Source organism: Rhodanobacter sp. FW102-FHT14D06 (genome assembly GCF_043950705.1).
GTDB lineage: Bacteria > Pseudomonadota > Gammaproteobacteria > Xanthomonadales > Rhodanobacteraceae > Rhodanobacter.
The window spans coordinates 1,602,203-1,622,834 of sequence record NZ_CP170722.1 but is presented as its reverse complement, the minus strand read 5'-3'; the positions used below and the strand labels follow the sequence as shown (position 1 = coordinate 1,622,834).

Below are 20,632 nucleotides of genomic sequence, written 5' to 3'. Positions count from 1 at the left end.
ATGAAATCCGCGTCCACCGGGTCATCTACCGCAGCCGGAATTGTCCGGCATCCACGGGAGAGACCCATGCAAGCCCAGACCATCCTCAGCTCCGCCTTGCTCAGCCTGCTCGCCGCCGGCGCGCTCGGCGCCGCCACGACCGCCCACGCCGCCGACAAGATGGCCGCCAGCGCCACGCAGAAGTGCTACGGCGTCAACGCCGCGATGAAGAACGACTGCCAGTCCCCGGGCCATTCCTGCGCGGGCCAGGACAGCAAGGCGCGCGATCCGCAGGCCTTCGTGGCGGTACCCGCCGGCCTGTGCGCCAAGCTCGATGGCGGTTCGCTGCAGGCCCACGCCGCCATGTCGCACGACGCCATGATGAAGAAGAGCTGACAGCCGTGCCCCCGTCACGCCCCGTGCGTGCGCAGCCGATCCCGACGAGTGTCGGGATCGGGCTGCGGCCGGCGCACGTCGCGCACGTGCTGCACCACCGGCCCGCCGTGCCGTTCTTCGAGCTGCACAGCGAGAACCTGTTCTGCGCCGGCGGCGCGCTGTGGGACGCGTTCGACGCGCTGCGCCGCGACTACCCGGTGAGCCTGCACGGCGTGGGCCTGTCGCTGGGTTCGGCCGATGCGCTCGATCCCGCCCACCTCGCCGCGCTGCGCGCGCTGGTGCAACGCGCCGAACCCGCACTGGTATCCGAGCACGTGTGCTGGGGCGCCATCGGCGGGCGCCACTACAACGACCTGCTGCCGCTGCCGTACACCGAGGAAGCGCTGAAGCTGATGGTGGCGCGCGTGGGCCAGTTGCAGGAAACGCTGGGCCGCCGCGTGCTGGTGGAGAACGTCTCCAGCTACATCCATTTCCGCCACTCGACCTTGAGCGAGTGGGAGTTCCTTGCCGCGCTCGCCGCGCGCAGCGGCTGCGGCCTGCTGCTGGACGTCAACAACGTCTACGTCAACAGCGTCAACCACGGCTTCGACGCGCAACGCCTCATCGACGGCATCCCCGCCGACGCGGTGGGCGAACTGCACCTGGCCGGCTTCACCCGCAAGCAGGGGCTGGGCGGCGAACTGCTGATCGACTCGCACGACCAGCGCGTCGATGCCGCCGTGTGGGCGCTGTACGGCTACACGCTGGCCCGCCTCGGCGCGAAACCCACCCTGATCGAATGGGACCAGCACTTGCCCGATTTCGCCGTGCTGGAAGACGAGGCACGGCTTGCCACGGAGCATCTCGATGTCGTCGCCGCCCTCGCTGCGTGAGCTGCAGCACGCGTTCGCCGGCGCCATCGTGGACGGCGCCGCGCCCGCGCTGGAGCCGTGGATCGCCGCGCGCGGCATCGCGCCCGCCGCCCGCCTGCGCATCTATCGGAACGCCAACCTCGCGATCCACGTCGACGCGCTGGCCACCAGTTTTCCCGCGCTGCAAGCCCTGCTGGGCGAGGACTGCTTCGACGGCCTCGCCACCCGCCACGCCGCGTACTGCGGCAACCGCAGCGGCAACCTGCAGGACTACGGCGCCGACTTCGCCGCGTTCGTGGCCGCGCAGCCGGAGACCGCGCCGTGGCCCTGGCTGGGTGACGTGGCGCGGCTGGAATGGCTGCGCCAGGAAGTCGCGCTGGCCGCCGATGCCACGCCCGCCGATGCCGCAGCCCTGGTCGCTGCGCTGGCCGACGCGGACCACCCGCCGCGGCTGCGGCCGTGCGTGCGCGCGCTGTCCTGCGCCTGGGCGGTGCTGGATCTTTGGCGTTGCGCGGAGGCGCCGGAACACGACGCCATCGACCCCGCCATGCCGCAATCCGTCTTGCTGTGGCGCGAAGGCAGCCAGGTCGCGATGCGCGCCATCGCACCTGCGCAGGCCGCGTTCGTGGAGGCGCTGCGGCATGAGTCATCGCTCGACCTGGCGCTCGCCGCCGCACAGCTGATCGACCCGCAGGCGCCGCCCGAAACCCTGCTGCGCCCCCTGCTCGAACACGCGCTGCTCGCCGCGTGATCCGTCATCCACTCATCCGGGAATCGTCCACATGAACACCACCGTCGCCATCGCCCGCTGGTCGCGTCTCACCGCGCAACTCGCGGTGCTCACCCCGCTCGCCCTGCTGCTGTTCCGCGTGTTCGTGGCGCTCGCGTTCTGGCGCGCCGGCACGGTGAAATGGGATGACCCCAGCGGCACGGCCTACCTGTTCGACAATGAATACCAGGTGCCCCTGCTCGCCCCCGCGCTGGCCGCCACGCTCGCCACCTGGACCGAACTGGTGCTGCCGTGGTTCCTCGCGCTGGGTCTCGGCACCCGCGTGGTCGCCGCCGTGCTGTTCGTCTACAACATCGTCGCGGTGGTCTCCTACCCGGCACTGTGGCCGAACGGCCTCTGGCACGGACTGATCGGCGGCGACTTCAATGACCACAAGGCCTGGGGGTTGATGTTGCTGGCCCTGGTGGCGCTCGGAGCAGGGCGGATCTCGGTGGACGCCGTGATGAGCCGGTTGTTCCGGTGACGGGGCGTCCCCTGCCCGTCGTGTCAGCGCGGACGAAAGGGCATGGACGCCAGCCGGTCGCCGCGAGTCCTTTTGATCAGGTGCCTGGAAGACTCAGGGTGCCAACCGGCCCGGCGCCTCGTTGACCGCGCGGCGCTGCGCAGTCTGCGCGCCGCCCTCTCCATCGATCGCCACCCGCCAGTGGCGTGCCACCGCGTCGAACGGGCGTGCGCCGCCACGGTCGGTGAGCATCACCAGGGTGCCGTGTTGCAGCGGCACGATGCGGCCATGCCAGCCGTCACGTTGGAAGTCGCTGGCCTTGGCCACCTGCTTGTGCGGCAGGTAGAGCACGGCGACCGGAGTGCCGCCGACGCGGCTGACCAGGTGCACGGTCTTGTAGGGGCCGACCGGGCAGTCGTGCACGTAGGTGACGTCGACGGGGGCGGGGCCGCGCAGGCTGACGCCGCGCACGGCGAAGCCGGCGGCGATGGCGGGCGTACCGATGGGCTGGACGAGGTCGAGCGAGTGGATTTCGTCGGGCATGTGCGCAACGGCGAGCGCCGGCAGCGAGCGCGCATCCATCCGCTTCCAGCCGTAGCCGCCGAGGCCGAGCGCGAGCAGCAGCGAGGCGGCCAGCGCGAACGCCAGCTGGCGGCGACGGGTCTGCCGGTGGCGCTCGCCGGTGGCCTGGGCCAGCAGCACGCGCTCGGCGAGGCCTTCGGGCACGGGCACCTCGAAGGCGGCATGCAGTTCGCGCTCGAAGGCCTGGGCGCGCTCCCACGCGGCGGCGCAGGCGGCGCAGCGGTCGCGATGGGCGAGCAGTTCGGCAGCGCGCGAGTGCGGTTCGGCGCCGAGGCGGCGGCGGAACTCAAGGCAATCCATGCTGCGCCTCCGGGCGGCCGCCCTGCAGGATGGATTTCAGCTTCTGCCGGGCGCGGAACAACTGGGTCATCACCGCGCCGGGCTGTTGGTCCAGCTCGGCGGCGATCTCGTCGCAACTCATGCCGCCCAGCACCTGCAGCAGCAGCGGTTCGCGGTACTTGTGCGGCAATCGGGACATGGCTTCACGCAGTTCGGCGGCATCGCCGTGGCGCTCGGGGCTGGCCCAGGCGGCGTCCTCGGCGAGGTTGTCTTCCAGCTCGACGGTATCCGGTGTCTTGCGCTCATGCAGGCGCGCGTGTTCGCGACGCAGGATGGTCAGCAGCCACGGCTTGGCGGACTCGGCCTCGCGCAGCGCGTCGAGGCTTTTCCACGCGCGCAGCAAGGTCTCCTGCACCAGATCCTGGGCCAGCGCATCCTGCCCGCACAACCAGTAGGCGAAGCGGTACAGGTCGCCGGCATGCGCGCGGGTCAGCGCCTCGAATTGACGTTGTCGGGAACTCACTGCCAGATAGACCGGCCCGGAGCGTTTCATCTTTCACCAAGGTCAGCGGATCTTGCCGAGGATGCCGTCGAGTTCGTCGTTGCTGTGGTAGTGGATCACCAGCTTGCCGCGGCCGCCCTTGCCCTGGGCCAGCTCGACGCGGGTGGCGAAGCGCTCGCCCAGTTCGCGCTCCAGCGCGCTGATGTTGGGATCGCGCGCGGGCGCGTGGCGGGCCTTGCCCTTCGGCGCGGTCTGCGCGCGGCGGGCGGCCTCCTCCAGCTCGCGCACGCTCCAGCCGAGGGTGACGGCCTGGCGCGCCAGCGGCACGGCGATGGACTCGTCCAGGGTCAGCAGGCAGCGGGCGTGGCCCATCTCCAGCTTGCCGTCGTCGAGCAGTTTCTTGATCGCCTCGGGCAGCTCGGTGAGCCGCAGCAGGTTGGACACCGCGGCGCGCGAACGCCCCACCGCGTCGGCGGCCTGCTGGTGGGTGAGTTCGAAATCCTCGATCAGGCGCTTGAGCGCATCGGCTTCTTCCAGCGGGGTGAGGTCCTGGCGCTGGATGTTCTCGATCAGCGCCATCGCCGGCACGGCCTGCTCGGCCACCTGCTTGATCAGCGCCGGGATCTCGCCCAGCTGCGCGCGCTGCGCGGCGCGCCAGCGGCGTTCGCCGGCGATCAGTTCGTAGCGGTGCTTGCCGATCTCGCGCACCACCACCGGCTGGATCAGGCCCTGCGCCTTGATCGAGGCAGCCAGCTCGTCCAGCGCCTCGTCGTTCCAGTGGCGCCGCGGCTGGTATTTGCCGGGCTGGATTTGCTGGATCGGCAGCGTGCGCAGCTCGCCCTCCTGCGCCAGCACCGACGGCGTGCCTTCGCCGTCGCCGCCGAGCAGGGCGTCCAGCCCGCGTCCCAATCCACGTTTTTTCGCTGCTGCCATGCCTCAGTCCTGGTGATTGGCGGCGGGTGCCTTGAGCAGCACGCCGTTGTGGTCGCCATGCGCGGCGGAGTCGACCTCGTCGGCCGGCTCGGCGCGCGGCGGCAGCCCGCGTTCGCGCCGGATCACCTCGCCGGCCAGGCCGATGTAGGCGATCGCGCCACGCGAGCTGCGGTCGTACAGGTGGATCGGCTGGCCGTGGCTCGGCGCCTCGGCCAGGCGCACGTTGCGCGGGATGATCGAGCGCAGCACCTTGTCGCCGAAGTGCTGGGTGAGCTGGGCGGAGACCTCGTTGCCGAGGTTGTTGCGCACGTCGTACATGGTGCGCAGCAGGCCCTCGATCTCCAGTTTCGGATTGAGCCGATGGCGCACCGCCTTGACCGTGTCGAGCAGGCTGGACAGGCCCTCCAGCGCGAAGTACTCGCACTGCACCGGGATCAGCACGCCGTCGGCGGCGGTCAGCGCGTTGAGGGTGAGCAGGTTGAGCGAGGGCGGGCAGTCGATCAGGATGGTGTGGTACTTGTCCGCGACCTTGGCCAGCACGTCCTTCAAGCGGTGCTCGCGGGCCAGCGCGTCCATCAGTTTCAGCTCGGCGGCGGTGAGGTCGCCGTTGCCCGGCAGCACGTCGTAGTGCGCCTCGGTGGGCACGATCGCCGCGCTGATCTCCACCTCTTCCAGCAGTACCTCGCAGCCGCTCGGGCCGATCTGGCGCTTGTCGATGCCCGAGGCCATGGTGGCGTTGCCCTGCGGGTCGAGATCCACCAGCAATACCTTGCGCTTGGCCGCCGCAAGCGCAGCGGCCAGGTTGACGGCCGTGGTGGTCTTGCCGACGCCGCCCTTCTGGTTGGCGACAGCGATGATGCGGGCCATGGATCGAAGGCATTCCGTTCGCGAAGGACGGCTAGATTAGCATTGCCGCCCGGGCTTGCCTGCCCCGGCCGGACCGCTCTGCCGCCGGTGGCGGCGGGGATCACGCTGCTGGGCGATCCGGGCTCAGTTGCCGATCCGCGCGCCGCTGGCGCCATCGAACAGGTGCAGGTACGGATGCGACAGGCCCAGCGCGACCAGGCTGCCGGGCTCGGGCAGGGGGCGTGGCGGTACCCGCGCCACCAGCACCTGGTCGCCGAAGCGCAGGTTCAGGAAGACCTCGTTGCCCACCGGCTCGACCACCTCCAGTCGCGCCTGCAAGGCCGCACCGGCGGGGTCCGGCTGCAGGTGTTCCGGGCGCACGCCCAGCACCACCTCGCGATCGCACCAGGCCGCCCAGGCGGGATCGGGCAGAAGGTCGCCCAGCACCAGCTCGCCCGCGGCGCAGCCCAGCCGCCAGCCCTCGTGCCGGCGCAGCGTGCCGCGGAGCAGGTTCATCGCCGGGCTGCCGAGGAAGCCGGCCACGAACATGTTGGCGGGCCGGTCGTACAGCGCCATCGGCGTGTCGATCTGCTGGATCACGCCGCCATCCAGCACCACGATGCGCTGGCCCAGGGTCATCGCCTCGATCTGGTCGTGGGTCACGTAGATCATGGTGGCACCGAGCTGGCGGTGGAGCCGGGCGATCTCCACCCGCATCGACAGGCGCAGCCTCGCGTCGAGGTTGGACAGCGGCTCGTCGAGCAGGAACACCTGCGGCTCGCGCACCAGCGCGCGGCCCAGCGCCACCCGCTGGCGCTGGCCGCCGGACAAGGCGGCCGGGCGCGCCGCCAGCCGCGACTGCAACCCCAGCGACTCGGCCACTACCGCCACCTTCTGCGCGATCTCGGCCCGCGGCCGGCCGCGCAGCTTCAGCCCGAAGCCCAGGTTCTCGGCCACCGTCATGTGCGGGTACAGCGCGTAGTTCTGGAACACCATCGCGATGTCGCGGTCCTTCGGCGCCACCTCGTTCACCACGCGGCCGCCGATGCGCAGCGTGCCGTCGCTGATCGGTTCCAGCCCGGCGATCATGCGCAGCAAGGTCGTCTTGCCGCAGCCGGACGGCCCGACCAGCACCAGCAATTCGCCGTCGGCCACGGTGAAGCTGGCGCCGGCGACCGCGACGTGGCCGTCGGGGTAGACCTTGCGCAGGCGATCGAGTTGAACCTCGGCCATCGGCATCTCCACAGCGGTGGCCGGCTCGGCCGCGGCGCCGGCGCTTCGCAGGCCGGCGGGCATTGGGCTATTCTGCCCATGTAAGCGTTTACATCAAAGCGCGGGCCTCAGAGCTTGTGAAGAAAACCACTTCCTGTGGTTTTCTTCTATCGCGAGTCCGGTACACGCCCGGACTCGCTCACGCGAATCAGGCACTTGCGTGCCCGATCCGCGTCCGGCCATCCATGGCCGGGCTTCGAGGTTGAAAGAGCACAACCTCTCAGGGAACCCCATGACCGCACCCCGATTCGTTTTTCCCGACGGTTTCCATTGGGGCGCCGCCACTTCCGCCTACCAGATCGAAGGCTCGCCGCTGGCCGACGGCGCCGGCCCCAGCATCTGGCAGCGCTTCGCGCATACGCCCGGGATGATGGCCAACGGCGACACCGGCGACGTCGCCTGCGACCACTACCGCCGTTACCGTGAAGACGTGCAGCTGATGAAGGCGCTGGGCCTCGATGGCTACCGCTTCAGCATCAACTGGGCGCGCGTGCTGCCCGAGGGCACCGGCCGGGTCAATCCGAAGGGGCTGGATTTCTACTCGCGGCTGGTCGACGAGCTGCTGGAGCACGGCATCGCGCCGAACGCCACGCTGTTCCACTGGGACCTGCCGGCGGCGCTGGACGACCGCGGCGGCTGGCTCAACCGCGACAGCGCGCACTGGTTCGCCGAGTACGCCGAGGTCATGTTCAAGGCGCTGGACGACCGCGTGCCGCGCTGGTCCACGCTCAACGAACCCTGGGTGGTCACCGACGGCGGTTACCTGCACGGCGCGCTGGCGCCCGGACACCGCAACAAGTACGAGGCGCCGATCGCCGCGCACAACCTGATGCGCGCCAGCGGCGCCGGCATCCAGGCCTATCGCGCGCACGGCAGGCACGAGATCGGCGTGGTGTTCAACATCGAGCCGAAATACCCGTATTCCGAAGGCGCCGAAGACATGGCCGCCACCGCTCGCGCGCACGCCTACATGAACCGGCAGTTCGCCGACCCCGCGCTGCTGGGCAGCTATCCGGAGCAGCTCAAGGAGATCTTCGGTGCCGCATGGCCGGATTTCCCGGCAGAGGATTTCGCGCTGACCCGCCAGCGCGTCGATTTCGTCGGGATCAACTACTACACGCGCGCGGTGGTCCGGCACGACCCGGACGCGTATCCGCTGCGCGCGGTGTCGGTGCGCCAACCCAACCGCACCCACACCGAAACGGGCTGGGAGGTCTACGCGCAGGGGCTGACCGACACCCTGGTCTGGTTCAAGCAGCGCTACGGCGACATCCCGCTGTACATCACCGAGAACGGCTCCGCCTTCTACGACCCGCCGGTCGCCGAAGGCGCCACCGTGGACGACCCGCTGCGCTGCGACTACCTGCGCAAGCACCTGCGCGCGCTGCATGCCGCGATCGCCGCAGGGGTGAACGTGCAGGGCTATTACGCCTGGTCGCTGCTGGACAACCTGGAGTGGTCGCTGGGCTACGCCAAGCGCTTCGGCCTCTACCACGTCGACTTCGCCACCCAGCAGCGCACCGCCAAGGCCAGCGCGAAGCTTTACGCGCAGGTGATCGCGAGCAACGGCGCGGTGCTGGACGAGTAGCCGTCCACCGGCACGCCCGACGACCGGCGTGCAGGGCGGGCAATGCCCGCCGGCTCTTGGTGCCGGGGAGGAACGACGGGCAGTACCGTCCTACGCGCGACCGAGCACCAGCAGATGGCGTTCGGCGGGCAGGCCGGGCACATGGAGTTCGTGCGTGGCACGCACGATGAAGCCGTCCGGGATCCCTGCCAACTCGTCGTCCGGCAGCTTCCCCTTCATCGCCAGCCAGATCCCTTGCGGTGCCAGCAGGTGGCCGCCCCAGGCCAGCATGTCGGCAAGGCTGGCGAAGGCGCGCGCGGTGATGCAGTCGAACTGGCCGGCGACGTCTTCCACCCGTGCCTGTTCGGCGCGCACGCCCTCCAGTTTCAGGCTGCGGATCGCCTCGCGCAGGAAGCGCACCTTCTTGCCGTTGGAATCCACCAGCAGGATCTGCCGGCCCGGCGCGGCGATCGCCAGCACGATGCCGGGCAGGCCGGGGCCGGTGCCGAGGTCGGCCAGGCTGTGGCCCTGCACGAACGGCAGGATCGCCAGCGAATCGAGCAGGTGGCGGGTCACCATCTCGGTCGGTTCGCGCACCGCGGTGAGGTTGTAGGCGCCGTTCCAGCGTTCGAGCAGGGCGAGATAGTCGAGCAGGCGCGGCACCGCATCGGCAGGCAGTTGCACGCCCAGCGCGGCAATGCCCTGTTCGAGTTGTGCCTGCAAGGCGTCGCGCGCGGCCATCGGCCATCAGTCCTGTGGGAAAGCGGTCGGCAAGTATCCCGGCAAGCCCGCCGCAACGCCAGCAGCCGGGGCAAAAGAAAGCCCGCCGAAGCGGGCTCGAAGTGGAGCAAATCCCCTGCGGCGCGGCGCTCTGCGGGCGCCTGGCGCGATGCGATGCTCAGGCGGCGTCGAGATCGACCCGGGTGACCATCATGCCGCGCTCGCGCAGCACGTGATTCAACGATTGCTTGACCCGCGCGCCCAGATCGCGCCGATCGACCGCCTCGGTGGCGGGTTCGTCACGCAGCGCGGCTTGCGCGCCATGGCGGATCAGCTGGTCGACCTGCTCGAACACGGCGTCGGCGCGTTCCGGCTCCAGCACCTGCCAGTACACCGTGCCGCGCACGTCGCGCGGCCCCAGCGGCGCCTGCAGCTGCAGGGTCTGGCCGGACAGATTGATCTTGTGCGCGACCCGGTCGAGCAGCGGCAGCACCAGGTGCGTGCCGGCCGGCAGCAGCCGGCGCGGCTTGCCATGACGGTAGATGCTGTAGACCAGACCCTCCGGCACGCGCCGCACGGCGCTGGCGAGCAGCACGGCGAGCAAGGCAACGATGAGGGTGGACAGCATGGTCATGGTCGTGAAATCAGTAACTTGAGATTGGTTTATTCGTCTGATACTGGAACTGAAGGATACAATCGATTGACTCTGTGTGACTTAACCGCGGTTTAACGCGCGGATGAATCTTTAACAAGACGCCGAAAACAAGTCAAGAGCGCGTCGCCGGATCGGTGAAGCTGTCGACGACACGGGAGGACACGAACGGCCGCGCTGCGTCAGTTTTCACTCCGGTTCGGTCGCGCGCGGCCCGCTTTTCCTCCTTCCCCGGGAATCAAGCATCGAACTTGCCAAAACACGGGGTATCCGCAGCCAAGGCGCGGGGGCGTGGCGTCCGTCACGTTCGAGGGGGCGGCCGATCGGCCACGCCGGCCCGTCGGCGCCGTATACCGTTGCCGTGGCGCAGCAAGGCAGTGCCTGGAGCGGCAAGCGGGCCGCTCTGACGTTTCGCCGGGATTTCCCGCCGGGCTGCCGCCTGCGCGCTGCTGCGACGCAGCACAAGTCGCCGCAACAAGCCCTTTACAAGTCCGCATGAAAACGTTTACGTTGGCGCCACCCAAGGGTTGGCGAACCCGGCGGAAACATTCCCATGGCGGCAGCAACCATCAAAGACGTGGCGCGCGAGGCCCGGGTGTCGGTGGCCTCGGTGTCGCGCGCGCTCAATGGCGGCGGCGGCGTCACCGCGGCCACCAGCGCGCGCATCCACGCCGCCGCCGAGCGCCTGCAGTACATCCCGCATGCAGCGGCGCGCATGCTGATCACCCGCCGCACGCACACTGTCGGCGCCCTGCTGCCCGACCTGTACGGCGAGTTCTTTTCCGAGTTGATCCGCGGCATCGACCTGGCGGCGCGTGCGCGCGGCCTGCACCTGCTGGTATCCAGCTCGCACGGTGGCGCGACCGAAGCGGCCGCGGCGGTGCGCTCGATGCAGGGGCGCGTCGACGGCCTGCTGATCCTGTCCGAACGGGTCGACACGGCGTTCCTGCGCGCCAACCTGCCCAAGGCGCTGCCGGTGGTGCTGCTCAACAGCGCGGTGAGCGGGCCGGCGTTCCACGTGATCAACATCGACAACCACGGCGGCGCGGTGGCGATGGTGCGGCACCTGCTGCAGGCCGGCCATCGCAGCGTGGCGCTGATCGCCGGGCCGCCCGGCAACTTCGACGCCAGCGAACGCGAGCGCGGCTATCGCGAGGCGATGGCCAGATACGCCCCGCGCGCGGCATTGACCGTGGTGGCCGGCGACTTCACCGAGGAATCGGGCTATCGCGCCGGCCAGCAGCTGCTGGCGCGGACGAAGCGGCCGGCGGCCGTGTTCGCCGCCAACGACATGATGGCGGTGGGCTGCCTGGCGGCGTTCAAGGACGCCGGCGTGCAGGTGCCGGAGGACATCGCACTGGCCGGCTTCGACGATATCCCGATCACCCGCTACGTGACACCGGCCCTGACCACGGTGCGCGTGCGCATTGCCGACTTCGGCCGTCTCGCGCTGGAGCGCCTGGCCGACGTCGTCGAACACCCCGGGCAGGAAACACCTTCCGCCGACACGCTCGGTTTTGAAATCGTGGTTCGCGACACCTGCGGCGGAAACAAACCAGAAAAGAACTCCTGAACGTCTCAGCAAGCTGCCCGGGGAGGGGAGCGATGAAAACCTCAACGCAATTCAAGAAGAACCTGCTGGCCGGATTGATCGGCACCGCCGTCACCTCGCTGGTGGCGCTGCCGGGCACCTCGTTCGCACAGGCCGCGTACGCCACCTTGCGCGGCAAGGCGGCGCCGAACACCCAGGTCACCGCGGTCAACCCGGCCACCGGCAGCACCCGTCAGACCACCTCCAGCGCCGACGGCAGCTACGCGATCACCGGCCTGCAGCCAGGCACCTGGCGCATCGACGCCGGCCCGGGCACGGCACAGACCGTGACCCTCACGGTCGCCTCCACCTCCACCCTGAACTTCACCAGCGCGGCGCCCAGCGCCGCCAACGCGGTGACGCTCGGCGGCGTCACGGTGACGGCCAGCGTGCTGCCCGACGTGACCACGCCGGAGGTGGGCTCGACCGTGTCGCTGCATCAGATCGACACCATTCCGCAGCTGACGCGCAACTTCCTGGAGTTCGCCGACACCGTGCCGGGCATGGTGTTTTCGGTCGGTTCCAATGGCAACACCTCGCTGCGCGGCGGTGCGCAGAACGACGCTTCGACCAACGTCTACATCGACGGCGTAGGCCAGAAGAGCTACTTGTTCGGCGGCCCCAGCGGCCAGTTCGCCACCCAGGGCAACCCGTTCCCGCAGTTGGCGATCGGCGAGTACAAGGTGATCACCTCCAATTACAAGGCGGAGTACGGCCAGATCTCCAGCGCCGCGGTGACCGCGCAGACCAAGTCCGGCACCAATGAGTTCCACGGCGAGGTGTTCGGCCGCTACACCAGCGACAAGTACCGCGCGCGCACGCCGAGCGAGAACGCGGCGAACAAGAAGACGCCCTCGGACGAGAAGGAGTTCGGCTTTGCGCTGGGCGGGCCGATCGTGCAGGACAAGGCGCACTTCTTCATCACCTACGAAGGCAAGCGCTTCGACCGGCCGATCACCGTGGTGCCCGCGGCCGACGCGGTGCCGGCGATTCCCGGTTTGCCGGCCGACATCGCCAGCCAGTTCGGCCCGGCCAACATCCCGTTCACCGAGAACCTGTATTTCGGCAAGGTTGACTGGGAGCCGACCGACCGCGACCGCTTCGAGCTGAGCGCGCAGATCCGCAAGGAGGACCAGAGCGGCGGCATCGGCGGCCAGAACGCGAAATCGGCCAGCTTCTCGGTGGTCAACGACGACAAGCGCTACGACCTGCGCTGGCAGCACAGCGGCTATTCGTACTTCAATGAACTGCTGGCCACCTACGAGGACTCCAACTACGCGCCCACCGCGCTGAACTACGGCAACGGCGCCATCTACACCTACCAGCCCGCGGCCAACCAGACCGCCACCCTGATCAACACCGGCGCGGCCAACCCGCTGGCCACGCAGAACAAGGGGCAGAAGGGTCCGGCGATCGAGGACAACCTCACCTTCAACGACCTGCAGTGGCACGGCGACCACGTCATCAAGCTGGGCGTGAAGCAGAAGTGGGTCACGCTGCACTCCGCCGATGCGGCCGACGTCAATCCGCAGTTCTATTACGACGTCACGCCCACCGGCACCAACGCGCAGCCCTATCAGGTGTTCTTCACCAAGCCGGTCACCGGCCTGGGACTGTCGCCCACGGTGACCACCAAGGACAAGCAGTTCGGCGCCTATATCCAGGATGACTGGGCGATCAACGAGCACCTGATCCTGAACCTCGGTGTGCGCTGGGACTACGAGAGCACGCCGTCCTATCTCGACTTCGTCACCCCGGCCAACGTGGTGGCGGCGTTCAACAGCCAGGACCCGAACGCACCGGCCGGACAGACCTACGCGCAGTCGCTGGCCAAGGGCGGCATCGATGTCAACGACTACATCAGCAACGGCCACAACCGCAGCGCCTACAAGGGCGAGTGGCAGCCGCGGCTGGGCTTCTCCTACGACATCGATGCTGACCAGGCACACGTGATCCACGGCGGCGCCGGCCGCTCCTACGACCGCGACCTCTACAACTACCTGCAGCTGGAAACCACCAAGGCCGCGCTGCCGCAGTTCCGCTTCTACTTCGCCGACCCGGTCACCGGACTGTGCTACCAGGGCCGCACGCCGTGCGTGCCGTTCGATCCGGCCTACCTCAACGGCTTGTCGAACGTGCAGCAACTGGCCTCGGCCAGCAACGCCGGTACCGAGATCGACGTGCTCAACAACCACCTCAAGGCGCCGTACTCCGACCAGTTCAGCATCGGCATGGCCAACCGCCTGGGCGACTGGCAGACCGACGCCACGGTAACCCGCGTGATCAGCCACGACGGCTTTGCCTTCACGCTGGGCAACCGCTACCCGGACGGCAGCTTCTGGAAGAACGCCAGCCAGCCGTGGGGCAACGGCGTGCCCGGCTTCGGCAGCCTGATCGTGGGCAACAACGGCATCGGCACGCGCACCACCCAGGTGCTGCTGTCGGCGACCAAGCCGTACACGCCCGAATCGCGCTGGGGCGCCACCTTCGCCTACACCTATACCGACGCCAAGCAGAACCGCGACATCAACGAACACTACGCGTTCGACGCGGCGACGATCCAGGATTACCCGTACATCCTGTCCAACGCGGCGGCCAAGCACCGCTTCGTGGCCACCGGCGTGATCGACGGCCCGTGGGGCATCACCGTGTCGGCCAAGCTGACCCTGGCCACGCCGATCCCGTTCAACGGCTTCGCCTGCTACTCCGGCGCATCCGGCCAGTTGTTCCCCAGCGGCAGTCGCTGCGCACCCTACGGCACCGAACCGCAGGGCAACGGCAAGTTCCTGCTCGGCGGCAAGATCTTCGGCTACCGCAGCGTGGACTTCCAGGCGACCAAGCACTTCGACGTGCACGGTCTGGATTTCTATGGCCGCCTGGATCTGATGAACGCCTTCAACTTCAAGAACTACAGCGACCTGATGTTCCCCAACAACACGATCGGCACGCTCAGCCCGGTCACCTACAACCCCACCGGCAACATCACCTTCGTGCCGCGCACGATCAAGTTCGAGATCGGCATGAAGTTCTGAGCCACGCGGCGTGCGGCCGGAGACGGCCGCACGCCGGCATTCTTCGCGCGGCCCGCCGGTCGGGCCGCGCACCGACCACGCAGTCGCGTCCGCCAACACCGGAACCGCCATGGCCGAATCGTGCATCAGGAACGTCGTGATCGTCGGCGGCGGCACCGCCGGCTGGATGACCGCCGCCGCGCTGGCGCGCACGTTCGGCGCTCAGCTCGCGGTGCGCCTGGTCGAGTCGAGCGAGATCGGCACGGTCGGCGTCGGCGAGGCCACCGTGCCGCACCTGAAGCTGTTCAACAACCTGCTGCAGATCGACGAGATCGAGTTCATCCGCCGGACCAGCGCCACCTTCAAGCTGGGCATCCAGTTGAACGACTGGCATCACCTCGGCGATTCCTACATCCACGGCTTCGGCACCACCATCGGTCGCGGCCTGGGCCTGCTGCCGTTCCACCAGTACTGGCTGAAGGCCGCCCGCGCCGGCCGCGCCGGGCCGCTGGGCGACTACACCGTGCACACGCTGGCCGCGCCGCGCGGCAAGTTCATGTCTTCGGCCAGCGACGTGCCGCGGGATTCGCCGCTGGCGGACATCCCGTACGCCTATCACATGGACACCGCCCGCTATGCGCTCTTCCTGCGCGAGTACGCCGCGGCGCGCGGGGTGCGCCGCACCGAGGGCAAGGTGGCCGAGGTCAAGCTGCGGCCCGACGATGGCTTTGTCGAATCGGTGGTGCTGGAAGGCGGTGAAGTCGTCGCCGGCGACCTGTTCATCGACTGCTCCGGTTTCCGCGGCCTGCTGATCGAACAGGCGCTGCACACCGGCTACATCGAGTTCAAGGACTGGCTGCCGTGCGATCGCGCGGTCGTCGTGCGCACCGAAAGCGTCGGTCCACCGCCGCCGTTCACCCGCGCCAACGCGCAGGCCGCCGGTTGGCAATGGCGCATCCCGCTGCAGCATCGCACCGGCAACGGCCACGTCTATTCCAGTGCCTACATCAGCGACGACGAGGCCACCGCCACGCTGTTGCGCAACATCCAGGGCCGGCCGTTGGGCGAGCCGTTCCAGCTGCGCTTCACGGCGGGCATGCGGCGCAAGCTGTGGAACCGCAACGTGGTCGCGATCGGCCTGTCCGGCGGCTTCATGGAGCCGCTGGAATCGACCGGCATCCACCTGATCCAGATGGGCATCACCCGCCTGCTCGGCCTGTTCCCGCGCGACGGTTTCGACCCGGTGCTGAGCGAGCGCTACAACGCACAGCTGAAGTTCGACACCGAGCGCATCCGCGATTTCCTGATCCTGCATTACCACGCCACCGAGCGCGAGGACACGCCGTTCTGGCAGCAGTGCCAGCACATGTCGGTGCCGCCGTCGCTGCAGGACAATATCGACCTGTTCGCCGACAGCGGCCGCTTCTTCCGCAACGCCGACGAACTGTTCGCCGAGATCAGCTGGGTGCAGGTGATGATCGGCCAGGGCATCGTGCCGCGCAGTTGGCATCCCCTGGTCGACCAGGTGCCTGAGACCGACCTGTACCGCTTCGTCGACGACGTGGCCCGGCTGATGGCCGATTGTGTGGAGGTGATGCCCAGCCACCAGGCCTTCATCGATCGTCACTGCGCGATCGCCAGGGCCGGCTGACACGACTCGCCGCGGGCGGCCACCGCGCCTGCATCTGCCGCATTTTCACGACAGGCTGTACCCATGGTTCTTCGACGTTTCCGCTCTCTCCTCGCCACGCTGGTCCTGACCCTGGCGTTTACCGCCTTCGGCGCGTTCGCGCCCGTCGCGGCACAGGACACCACCACCGCCACGCGCCACGCGCCGCTGGCCTTCACCGCCCTGCCCGCCGACCAGCAGGCGCAACTGGACGAGCTGGAACACCGCACCTTCCAGTTCTTCTGGGACACCGCCAATCCGGTCAACGGGCTGGCACCGGACCACTGGCCGGGGCAGTCGTTCTCCAGCATCGCGGCGGTGGGTTTCGGCCTGACGGCCTACGGCATCGGCGCCGAACGGGGCTGGATCAACCGCGACCAGGCGGTCAAGCGAACCCTGGTGACCTTGCGCTTCTTCGCCGACTCGCCGCAGAACGCCAGCGAGGATGACGCCACCGGCTACCGCGGCTTCTACTACCACTTCCTCGACATGCAGACCGGCTTGCGCCACGGTCGCGGCGTCGAGCTGTCCAGCATCGACACCACCTTGCTGCTCGGTGGCGTGCTGTTCGCGCAGTCGTACTACGACCGCGACACGCCGCCGGAAAAAGAGATTCGCGCGCTCGCCGACATGCTCTACAAGCGCGTCGACTGGCCGTGGATGCAGGCACGCCCGCCGCTGGTCAGCATGGGCTGGACCCCCGGCGGCAAGTTCATCCCGCACGACTGGGAGGGCTACAGCGAGGCGAACCTGCTCTACATCCTGGCGCTGGGCTCGCCCACCCATCCGCTGCAGCCCGCGGCGTGGCACGCGTGGACGCGCACCAACCCGCGCTACTGGGGCACGCTCTACGGCGAAACCTTCCTGACCTTCGGGCCGCTGTTCGGCCACCAGTACAGCGCCGCGTGGATCGACTTCCGCGGCATCCGCGACGACTTCATGCGCCAGCACGATTCGGATTATTTCGAAAACGGCCGCCATGCGGTGCTGTCGCAACGCAACTACGCGATCGCCAATCCGGCGGGCTGGACCGGTTACGGCGAGAACCTGTGGGGGCTGACGGCCAGCAACGGCCCGGGCCACTTCGGCATCGTCACGGACGGGCGCGAGCGGCGCTACTTCGGCTACTCCGCGCGCGGCGTGGGCCTGCGCCACGTGGTCGATGACGGTACCATCGCGCCCACGGCAGCGCTGGGCTCGATCGCCTTCGCGCCGGACCTGGTGGTGCCGGAGTTCCTGCACATGAAACAGCGCTACGGCAAATACATCTATGCGAAGTACGGCTTCCGCGACGCGTTCAACCTGACCCTGCGCGATCCCGACGCGCCGCTGCGCACCGGTCTGGTGATTCCCGGCTTCGGCTGGGTCGACACCGAGTACCTGGGCATCGACCAGGGCCCGATCCTGCTGATGCTGGAGAACTGGCGCAGCGGCCTGGTGTGGAAAGTGATGAAGCGCAACCCGTATGTGCGCAAGGGCCTGCAGCAGGCCGGCTTCCGCGGCGGCTGGCTGTCACGGGCGGCGGCCACACCGTGAGCCGGCGGCGCTGGCGACTGCTGGCGCCGGCGCTGTTGCTGGTCGGCATCGCTGCCTGCCGGGGAGATCACGATGATCGCCACACACTGACCTTCTGGGCGATGGGCCGCGAGAGCGAGGCGGTGGCGCAGCTGATGCCGGCGTTCGAGCGCGAACACCCGGACATCCGCGTCGACGTGCAGCAACTGCCGTGGAAGGCGGCGCACCAGAAGCTGCTCACCGCGATCGCCGGCGACACCACGCCGGACGTGGCCCAGTTGGGCAACACCTGGCTCGCCGAGATGTGCGCGCTGGATGCGCTCGAACCGCTGCAGCCGTACGTCGAACGTTCGCGCGTGGTGCAGCCGGCGGATTACTTTCCCGGCATCTGGGCCACCAACCGCATCGACGGCACCCTGGTCGGCATCCCCTGGTATGTCGACACGCGGCTGCTGTTCTACCGCAAGGACCTGCTCGCCGCCGCCGGCTTCGACGCGCCGCCGCGCGACTGGGCTGCCTGGTCGCGGCAGCTGGCCGCGCTGCAGGCGCAGGCCGCGCCCGATCACTACGCGATCCTGCTGCCGACCAACGAGTTCGAGCAGCTACTGTCGCTGGCCCTGCAGCAGGACGAACCGCTGCTGCGCGACGGCGGCCGCTACGGCAATTTCGAAAGCGCCGGATTCAAGCGCGCGCTGGCGTTCTACGTGGAGCGGTTCAAGCGCCACGAAGCGCCGCTGCTGGCCAACACCGAAGTGCCCAACCCATGGGCCGAGGTCGGCCGCGGTGTGTACGCGTTCTACTTCTCCGGGCCGTGGAACATCGGCGAGTTCCGCCAACGCCTCCCGGCGTCCCGGCAGGACGAATGGGCGACCGCGCCGCTGCCTGGTCCGCACGGCCCCGGTGCCGGCATCGCCAGTGGCTCCAGCCTGGTGATCTTTCGCCACTCGCCGCGCAAGGCGCAGGCCTGGTTGCTGATCGAATACCTGTCGCGCCCCGAGGTGCAGCAGCAGTTCTACGCGTTGCTGGGCGACATGCCGCCGCGCCGTTCGGCGTGGCGGGGCGACGCGCTGCGTGGCGATCCCGCGGTACAGGCATTCCACGAGCAGCTGGAACGGGTCAAGCCGACCCCGCCGGTGCCGGAATGGGAGCGCATCGTCACCGAGATGCAGCTGGTCGCCGCGCGCGCGGCCCACGGCGAGCTCACCGTGGACCAGGCCGCCGCCGAGATCGACCGCCGCACCGACGCGATCCTGGCCAAGCGGCGCTGGATGCTCGACCGCGCCGGGCGCGCGCGATGAGCCGCGGGCGCACCGCCTGGCTGTTCCTCACCCCGGCGCTGCTGGTGCTGGGCGTGTTCTTCTTCGTGCCGGTGCTGGGCGCGCTGGGCCTGAGCCTCACCGATTACGACCTGTACGCGCTGGCCGACATCCGCAACCTGCGCTTCGTCGGCCTGCACAACTATGGGGAGTTGCTGCAGCGGCCGCTGTTCTGGACCGCGCTGGGCAACACGTTCTACTTCGTGGTTGTCGGCGTGCCGCTGTCGATCGGCGCCTCGCTGGGCACCGCGCTGCTGCTCAACTCGCCGCTGGCGCGGATGAAGGCGTTCCATCGCACCGTGCTGTTCGCCCCGGTGGTGACCACCGTGGTGGCGGTGGCGGTGATCTGGCGCTACCTGTTCAACACCAGGTACGGGCTGGTGAACCATGCACTGGCCGTGCTGGGGCTGAACCCGGTGGACTGGCTGGGCGATCCGCACTGGGCGATGCCGACGATCATCGCCTTCGCGGTGTGGAAGAACTTCGGCTACAACATGATCATCCTGCTGGCCGGCCTGCAGGCGGTCCCGCCGGAGCTGTACGAGGCGGCGCGCATCGACGGCGCCTCGCGCTGGCGGCAGTTCCGCCACATCACCCTGCCGATGCTGCGGCCGACCATGGTGCTGGTGATGGTGCTCACCGTGGCCGGCTATTTCCAGCTGTTCGCCGAGCCCTACGTGATGACCGAAGGCGGGCCGCTGCAAAGCACCACGAGCGTGCTCTACCTGATGTACGACGACGGCTTCAAGTGGTGGAACTTCGGCGTGGCCTCGGCCGTCGCCTTCGCCTTGTTCGGCATCATCCTGGCGGTGACCATGCTGCTGTTGCGACTGGCGCGACGCGGGGCGGCGGCATGAACCCACGCCTCGCCCGGTGGCTGGTCAACGGCGCCTTGTTCGGCTGCGCCGCGGTGGCCGTGCTGCCGCTGCTGTGGATGCTGTCGGCCTCGCTGATGCCGGCCGGCAGCGCCAGCTCGCTGCCGCCGCCGCTGCTGCCCGCGCAACCCACGCTGGACAACTACCGTGCGCTGTTCGCCCGTGCCGGCATGGGCCGCTACCTGCTCAACAGCCTGGCGATCTCCGGCGCGATCGCCGCGCTGGCGCTGGTGTGCAACCTGATGGCCGGCTACGCCTTCGCCAAGCTGCGCTTCGCCGGGCGCGAGCGCCTGTTCCGCGCGCTGATCGGCGCGCTGCTGATCCCCGCCCAGGTGGCGATGCTGCCGCTGTTCCTGCTGCTGAAATATGCCGGCCTGGTCAACAGCTACGCCGGCGCGATCGTGCCGGGCATGGCCACGCTGTTCGGCATCTACCTGGTGCGCGAGTTCGCCCGCAGCGTGCCGGACGAGTTGCTGGAAGCGGCGCGCATCGACGGCGCCGGCGAGTGGCGCATCTTCGTGCAGATCATGCTGCCGCTGCTCAAGCCGGTGATGGTGACGCTGACCGTGTTCACCTTCCTCGCCGCCTGGAACGATTTCATGTGGCCGCTGATCGTGCTGACCGGCCAGGAGCACTACACCCTGCCACTGGCGCTGGCCTCGCTGGTGCGCGAACACAGCGAGGACACCGAACTGATGATGGCCGGCTCGGTCGTCACCGTGCTGCCGGTGCTGGTGCTGTTCCTGGCGCTGCAGCGGCATTACCTGCAGGGGTTGTTGCTGGGGAGCGTGAAGGGGTGATTTCTTTCGCAATGGCTTCTGTTGGCAGTTGCGCAAGGCTTCTG

19 protein-coding genes are annotated in these 20,632 nt (G+C 68.8%); 12 read left to right on the top strand and 7 right to left on the bottom strand.

Annotated elements, in window-relative coordinates; all coding sequences use genetic code 11:
• Nucleotides 1–66 precede the first annotated feature (66 nt).
• From ACFCQI_RS07470 to ACFCQI_RS07455, 4 genes are read left to right on the top strand one after another with little or no spacing between them, the layout of a single operon-like run.
• The gene (locus tag ACFCQI_RS07470; protein ID WP_395120811.1) at nucleotides 67–375 is read left to right on the top strand and encodes a DUF2282 domain-containing protein; all 309 of its coding nucleotides are present in this window, start codon (nucleotides 67–69) and stop codon (nucleotides 373–375) included.
• A 5-nt stretch (nucleotides 376–380) separates the two neighbouring features.
• Nucleotides 381–1,247 carry a DUF692 domain-containing protein gene (locus ACFCQI_RS07465; RefSeq protein WP_395120810.1) on the top strand — a complete coding sequence of 289 codons (867 nt, stop codon included), beginning with the start codon at nucleotides 381–383 and terminating at the stop codon, nucleotides 1,245–1,247.
• Complete coding sequence (locus tag ACFCQI_RS07460; RefSeq protein ID WP_395120809.1) at nucleotides 1,222–1,977, top strand: putative DNA-binding domain-containing protein; 756 nt, start codon at nucleotides 1,222–1,224, stop codon at nucleotides 1,975–1,977. The genes ACFCQI_RS07465 and ACFCQI_RS07460 overlap by 26 nt, the downstream gene beginning before the upstream one ends.
• Before the next feature lie 31 nt (nucleotides 1,978–2,008).
• Nucleotides 2,009–2,479 carry a DoxX family protein gene (locus tag ACFCQI_RS07455; protein WP_395120808.1) on the top strand — a complete coding sequence of 157 codons (471 nt, stop codon included), beginning with the start codon at nucleotides 2,009–2,011 and terminating at the stop codon, nucleotides 2,477–2,479.
• A gap of 93 nt (nucleotides 2,480–2,572) precedes the next feature.
• Here the strand turns inward: ACFCQI_RS07455 and ACFCQI_RS07450 are convergent, their stop codons facing one another.
• The 5 genes from ACFCQI_RS07450 to ACFCQI_RS07430 all read right to left on the bottom strand — a co-directional run bounded on the left by ACFCQI_RS07450 (nucleotide 2,573) and on the right by ACFCQI_RS07430 (nucleotide 6,833).
• Nucleotides 2,573–3,340 carry a DUF3379 family protein gene (locus ACFCQI_RS07450; RefSeq protein WP_395120807.1) on the bottom strand — a complete coding sequence of 256 codons (768 nt, stop codon included), beginning with the start codon at nucleotides 3,338–3,340 and terminating at the stop codon, nucleotides 2,573–2,575.
• Nucleotides 3,327–3,872, bottom strand: coding sequence for a sigma-70 family RNA polymerase sigma factor (locus ACFCQI_RS07445; RefSeq protein WP_395120806.1), 546 nt, complete (start codon nucleotides 3,870–3,872; stop codon nucleotides 3,327–3,329). The genes ACFCQI_RS07450 and ACFCQI_RS07445 overlap by 14 nt, the downstream gene beginning before the upstream one ends.
• Nucleotides 3,873–3,884: 12 nt before the next feature.
• Nucleotides 3,885–4,754, bottom strand: a complete 870-nt coding sequence (locus ACFCQI_RS07440; protein ID WP_395120805.1) for a ParB/RepB/Spo0J family partition protein — start codon at nucleotides 4,752–4,754, stop codon at nucleotides 3,885–3,887.
• Between the two features lie 3 nt (nucleotides 4,755–4,757).
• Nucleotides 4,758–5,621, bottom strand: coding sequence for a ParA family protein (locus ACFCQI_RS07435; protein ID WP_395120804.1), 864 nt, complete (start codon nucleotides 5,619–5,621; stop codon nucleotides 4,758–4,760).
• Between the two features lie 123 nt (nucleotides 5,622–5,744).
• Nucleotides 5,745–6,833: an ABC transporter ATP-binding protein gene (locus tag ACFCQI_RS07430; protein WP_395121304.1), complete on the bottom strand. Its 1,089-nt coding sequence runs from the start codon at nucleotides 6,831–6,833 to the stop codon at nucleotides 5,745–5,747.
• Between the two features lie 271 nt (nucleotides 6,834–7,104).
• On the opposite strand from ACFCQI_RS07430, the gene ACFCQI_RS07425 reads away from it, so the two are divergent.
• On the top strand, nucleotides 7,105–8,460 hold the full coding sequence (locus ACFCQI_RS07425; protein ID WP_395120803.1) for a GH1 family beta-glucosidase: 1,356 nt from the start codon (nucleotides 7,105–7,107) through the stop codon (nucleotides 8,458–8,460).
• Nucleotides 8,461–8,550: 90 nt separating this feature from the next.
• Here ACFCQI_RS07425 and rsmG read toward each other — a convergent pair whose 3' ends face one another.
• Entirely contained in the window at nucleotides 8,551–9,180 is a 630-nt protein-coding gene (gene rsmG / locus ACFCQI_RS07420) for a 16S rRNA (guanine(527)-N(7))-methyltransferase RsmG (RefSeq protein ID WP_395120802.1), read from the bottom strand.
• A 157-nt stretch (nucleotides 9,181–9,337) separates the two neighbouring features.
• Nucleotides 9,338–9,793: an SPFH domain-containing protein gene (locus ACFCQI_RS07415; protein ID WP_395120801.1), complete on the bottom strand. Its 456-nt coding sequence runs from the start codon at nucleotides 9,791–9,793 to the stop codon at nucleotides 9,338–9,340.
• 571 nt (nucleotides 9,794–10,364) lie between these two features.
• Here ACFCQI_RS07415 and ACFCQI_RS07410 point away from each other — a divergent pair.
• The 7 genes from ACFCQI_RS07410 to ACFCQI_RS07380 all read left to right on the top strand — a co-directional run bounded on the left by ACFCQI_RS07410 (nucleotide 10,365) and on the right by ACFCQI_RS07380 (nucleotide 20,588).
• Nucleotides 10,365–11,384, top strand: coding sequence for a LacI family DNA-binding transcriptional regulator (locus ACFCQI_RS07410; RefSeq protein ID WP_395120800.1), 1,020 nt, complete (start codon nucleotides 10,365–10,367; stop codon nucleotides 11,382–11,384).
• 32 nt (nucleotides 11,385–11,416) lie between these two features.
• Entirely contained in the window at nucleotides 11,417–14,434 is a 3,018-nt protein-coding gene (locus ACFCQI_RS07405; RefSeq protein ID WP_395120799.1) for a TonB-dependent receptor domain-containing protein, read from the top strand.
• Nucleotides 14,435–14,543: 109 nt separating this feature from the next.
• Entirely contained in the window at nucleotides 14,544–16,064 is a 1,521-nt protein-coding gene (locus ACFCQI_RS07400) for a tryptophan halogenase family protein (RefSeq protein WP_136259829.1), read from the top strand.
• A gap of 63 nt (nucleotides 16,065–16,127) precedes the next feature.
• A complete protein-coding gene (locus tag ACFCQI_RS07395) occupies nucleotides 16,128–17,618 on the top strand; it encodes a glucoamylase family protein (protein ID WP_395120798.1) in 1,491 nt (496 codons plus the stop codon).
• The gene (locus tag ACFCQI_RS07390) at nucleotides 17,615–18,895 is read left to right on the top strand and encodes a sugar ABC transporter substrate-binding protein (RefSeq protein ID WP_395120797.1); all 1,281 of its coding nucleotides are present in this window, start codon (nucleotides 17,615–17,617) and stop codon (nucleotides 18,893–18,895) included. The genes ACFCQI_RS07395 and ACFCQI_RS07390 overlap by 4 nt, the downstream gene beginning before the upstream one ends.
• A complete protein-coding gene (locus tag ACFCQI_RS07385; protein WP_395120796.1) occupies nucleotides 18,892–19,770 on the top strand; it encodes a carbohydrate ABC transporter permease in 879 nt (292 codons plus the stop codon). Before ACFCQI_RS07390 ends, ACFCQI_RS07385 begins: the two co-directional genes overlap by 4 nt.
• On the top strand, nucleotides 19,767–20,588 hold the full coding sequence (locus ACFCQI_RS07380; RefSeq protein ID WP_395120795.1) for a carbohydrate ABC transporter permease: 822 nt from the start codon (nucleotides 19,767–19,769) through the stop codon (nucleotides 20,586–20,588). Before ACFCQI_RS07385 ends, ACFCQI_RS07380 begins: the two co-directional genes overlap by 4 nt.
• The last annotated feature ends 44 nt before the right edge of the window (nucleotides 20,589–20,632 follow it).

Excerpts from the sequence above, each read along its gene's own strand:
- ACFCQI_RS07470 (WP_395120811.1), top strand. The coding sequence starts at position 67 with ATGCAAGCCCAGACCATCCTCAGCTCCGCCTTGCTCAGCCTGCTCGCC.
- ACFCQI_RS07460 (WP_395120809.1), top strand. The coding sequence starts at position 1,222 with ATGTCGTCGCCGCCCTCGCTGCGTGAGCTGCAGCACGCGTTCGCCGGC.
- ACFCQI_RS07455 (WP_395120808.1), top strand. The coding sequence starts at position 2,009 with ATGAACACCACCGTCGCCATCGCCCGCTGGTCGCGTCTCACCGCGCAA.
- ACFCQI_RS07450 (WP_395120807.1), bottom strand. The coding sequence starts at position 3,340 with ATGGATTGCCTTGAGTTCCGCCGCCGCCTCGGCGCCGAACCGCACTCG.
- ACFCQI_RS07445 (WP_395120806.1), bottom strand. The coding sequence starts at position 3,872 with ATGAAACGCTCCGGGCCGGTCTATCTGGCAGTGAGTTCCCGACAACGT.
- ACFCQI_RS07440 (WP_395120805.1), bottom strand. The coding sequence starts at position 4,754 with ATGGCAGCAGCGAAAAAACGTGGATTGGGACGCGGGCTGGACGCCCTG.
- ACFCQI_RS07435 (WP_395120804.1), bottom strand. The coding sequence starts at position 5,621 with ATGGCCCGCATCATCGCTGTCGCCAACCAGAAGGGCGGCGTCGGCAAG.
- ACFCQI_RS07430 (WP_395121304.1), bottom strand. The coding sequence starts at position 6,833 with ATGGCCGAGGTTCAACTCGATCGCCTGCGCAAGGTCTACCCCGACGGC.
- ACFCQI_RS07425 (WP_395120803.1), top strand. The coding sequence starts at position 7,105 with ATGACCGCACCCCGATTCGTTTTTCCCGACGGTTTCCATTGGGGCGCC.
- rsmG (WP_395120802.1), bottom strand. The coding sequence starts at position 9,180 with ATGGCCGCGCGCGACGCCTTGCAGGCACAACTCGAACAGGGCATTGCC.
- ACFCQI_RS07415 (WP_395120801.1), bottom strand. The coding sequence starts at position 9,793 with ATGACCATGCTGTCCACCCTCATCGTTGCCTTGCTCGCCGTGCTGCTC.
- ACFCQI_RS07410 (WP_395120800.1), top strand. The coding sequence starts at position 10,365 with ATGGCGGCAGCAACCATCAAAGACGTGGCGCGCGAGGCCCGGGTGTCG.
- ACFCQI_RS07405 (WP_395120799.1), top strand. The coding sequence starts at position 11,417 with ATGAAAACCTCAACGCAATTCAAGAAGAACCTGCTGGCCGGATTGATC.
- ACFCQI_RS07400 (WP_136259829.1), top strand. The coding sequence starts at position 14,544 with ATGGCCGAATCGTGCATCAGGAACGTCGTGATCGTCGGCGGCGGCACC.
- ACFCQI_RS07395 (WP_395120798.1), top strand. The coding sequence starts at position 16,128 with ATGGTTCTTCGACGTTTCCGCTCTCTCCTCGCCACGCTGGTCCTGACC.
- ACFCQI_RS07385 (WP_395120796.1), top strand. The coding sequence starts at position 18,892 with ATGAGCCGCGGGCGCACCGCCTGGCTGTTCCTCACCCCGGCGCTGCTG.
- ACFCQI_RS07380 (WP_395120795.1), top strand. The coding sequence starts at position 19,767 with ATGAACCCACGCCTCGCCCGGTGGCTGGTCAACGGCGCCTTGTTCGGC.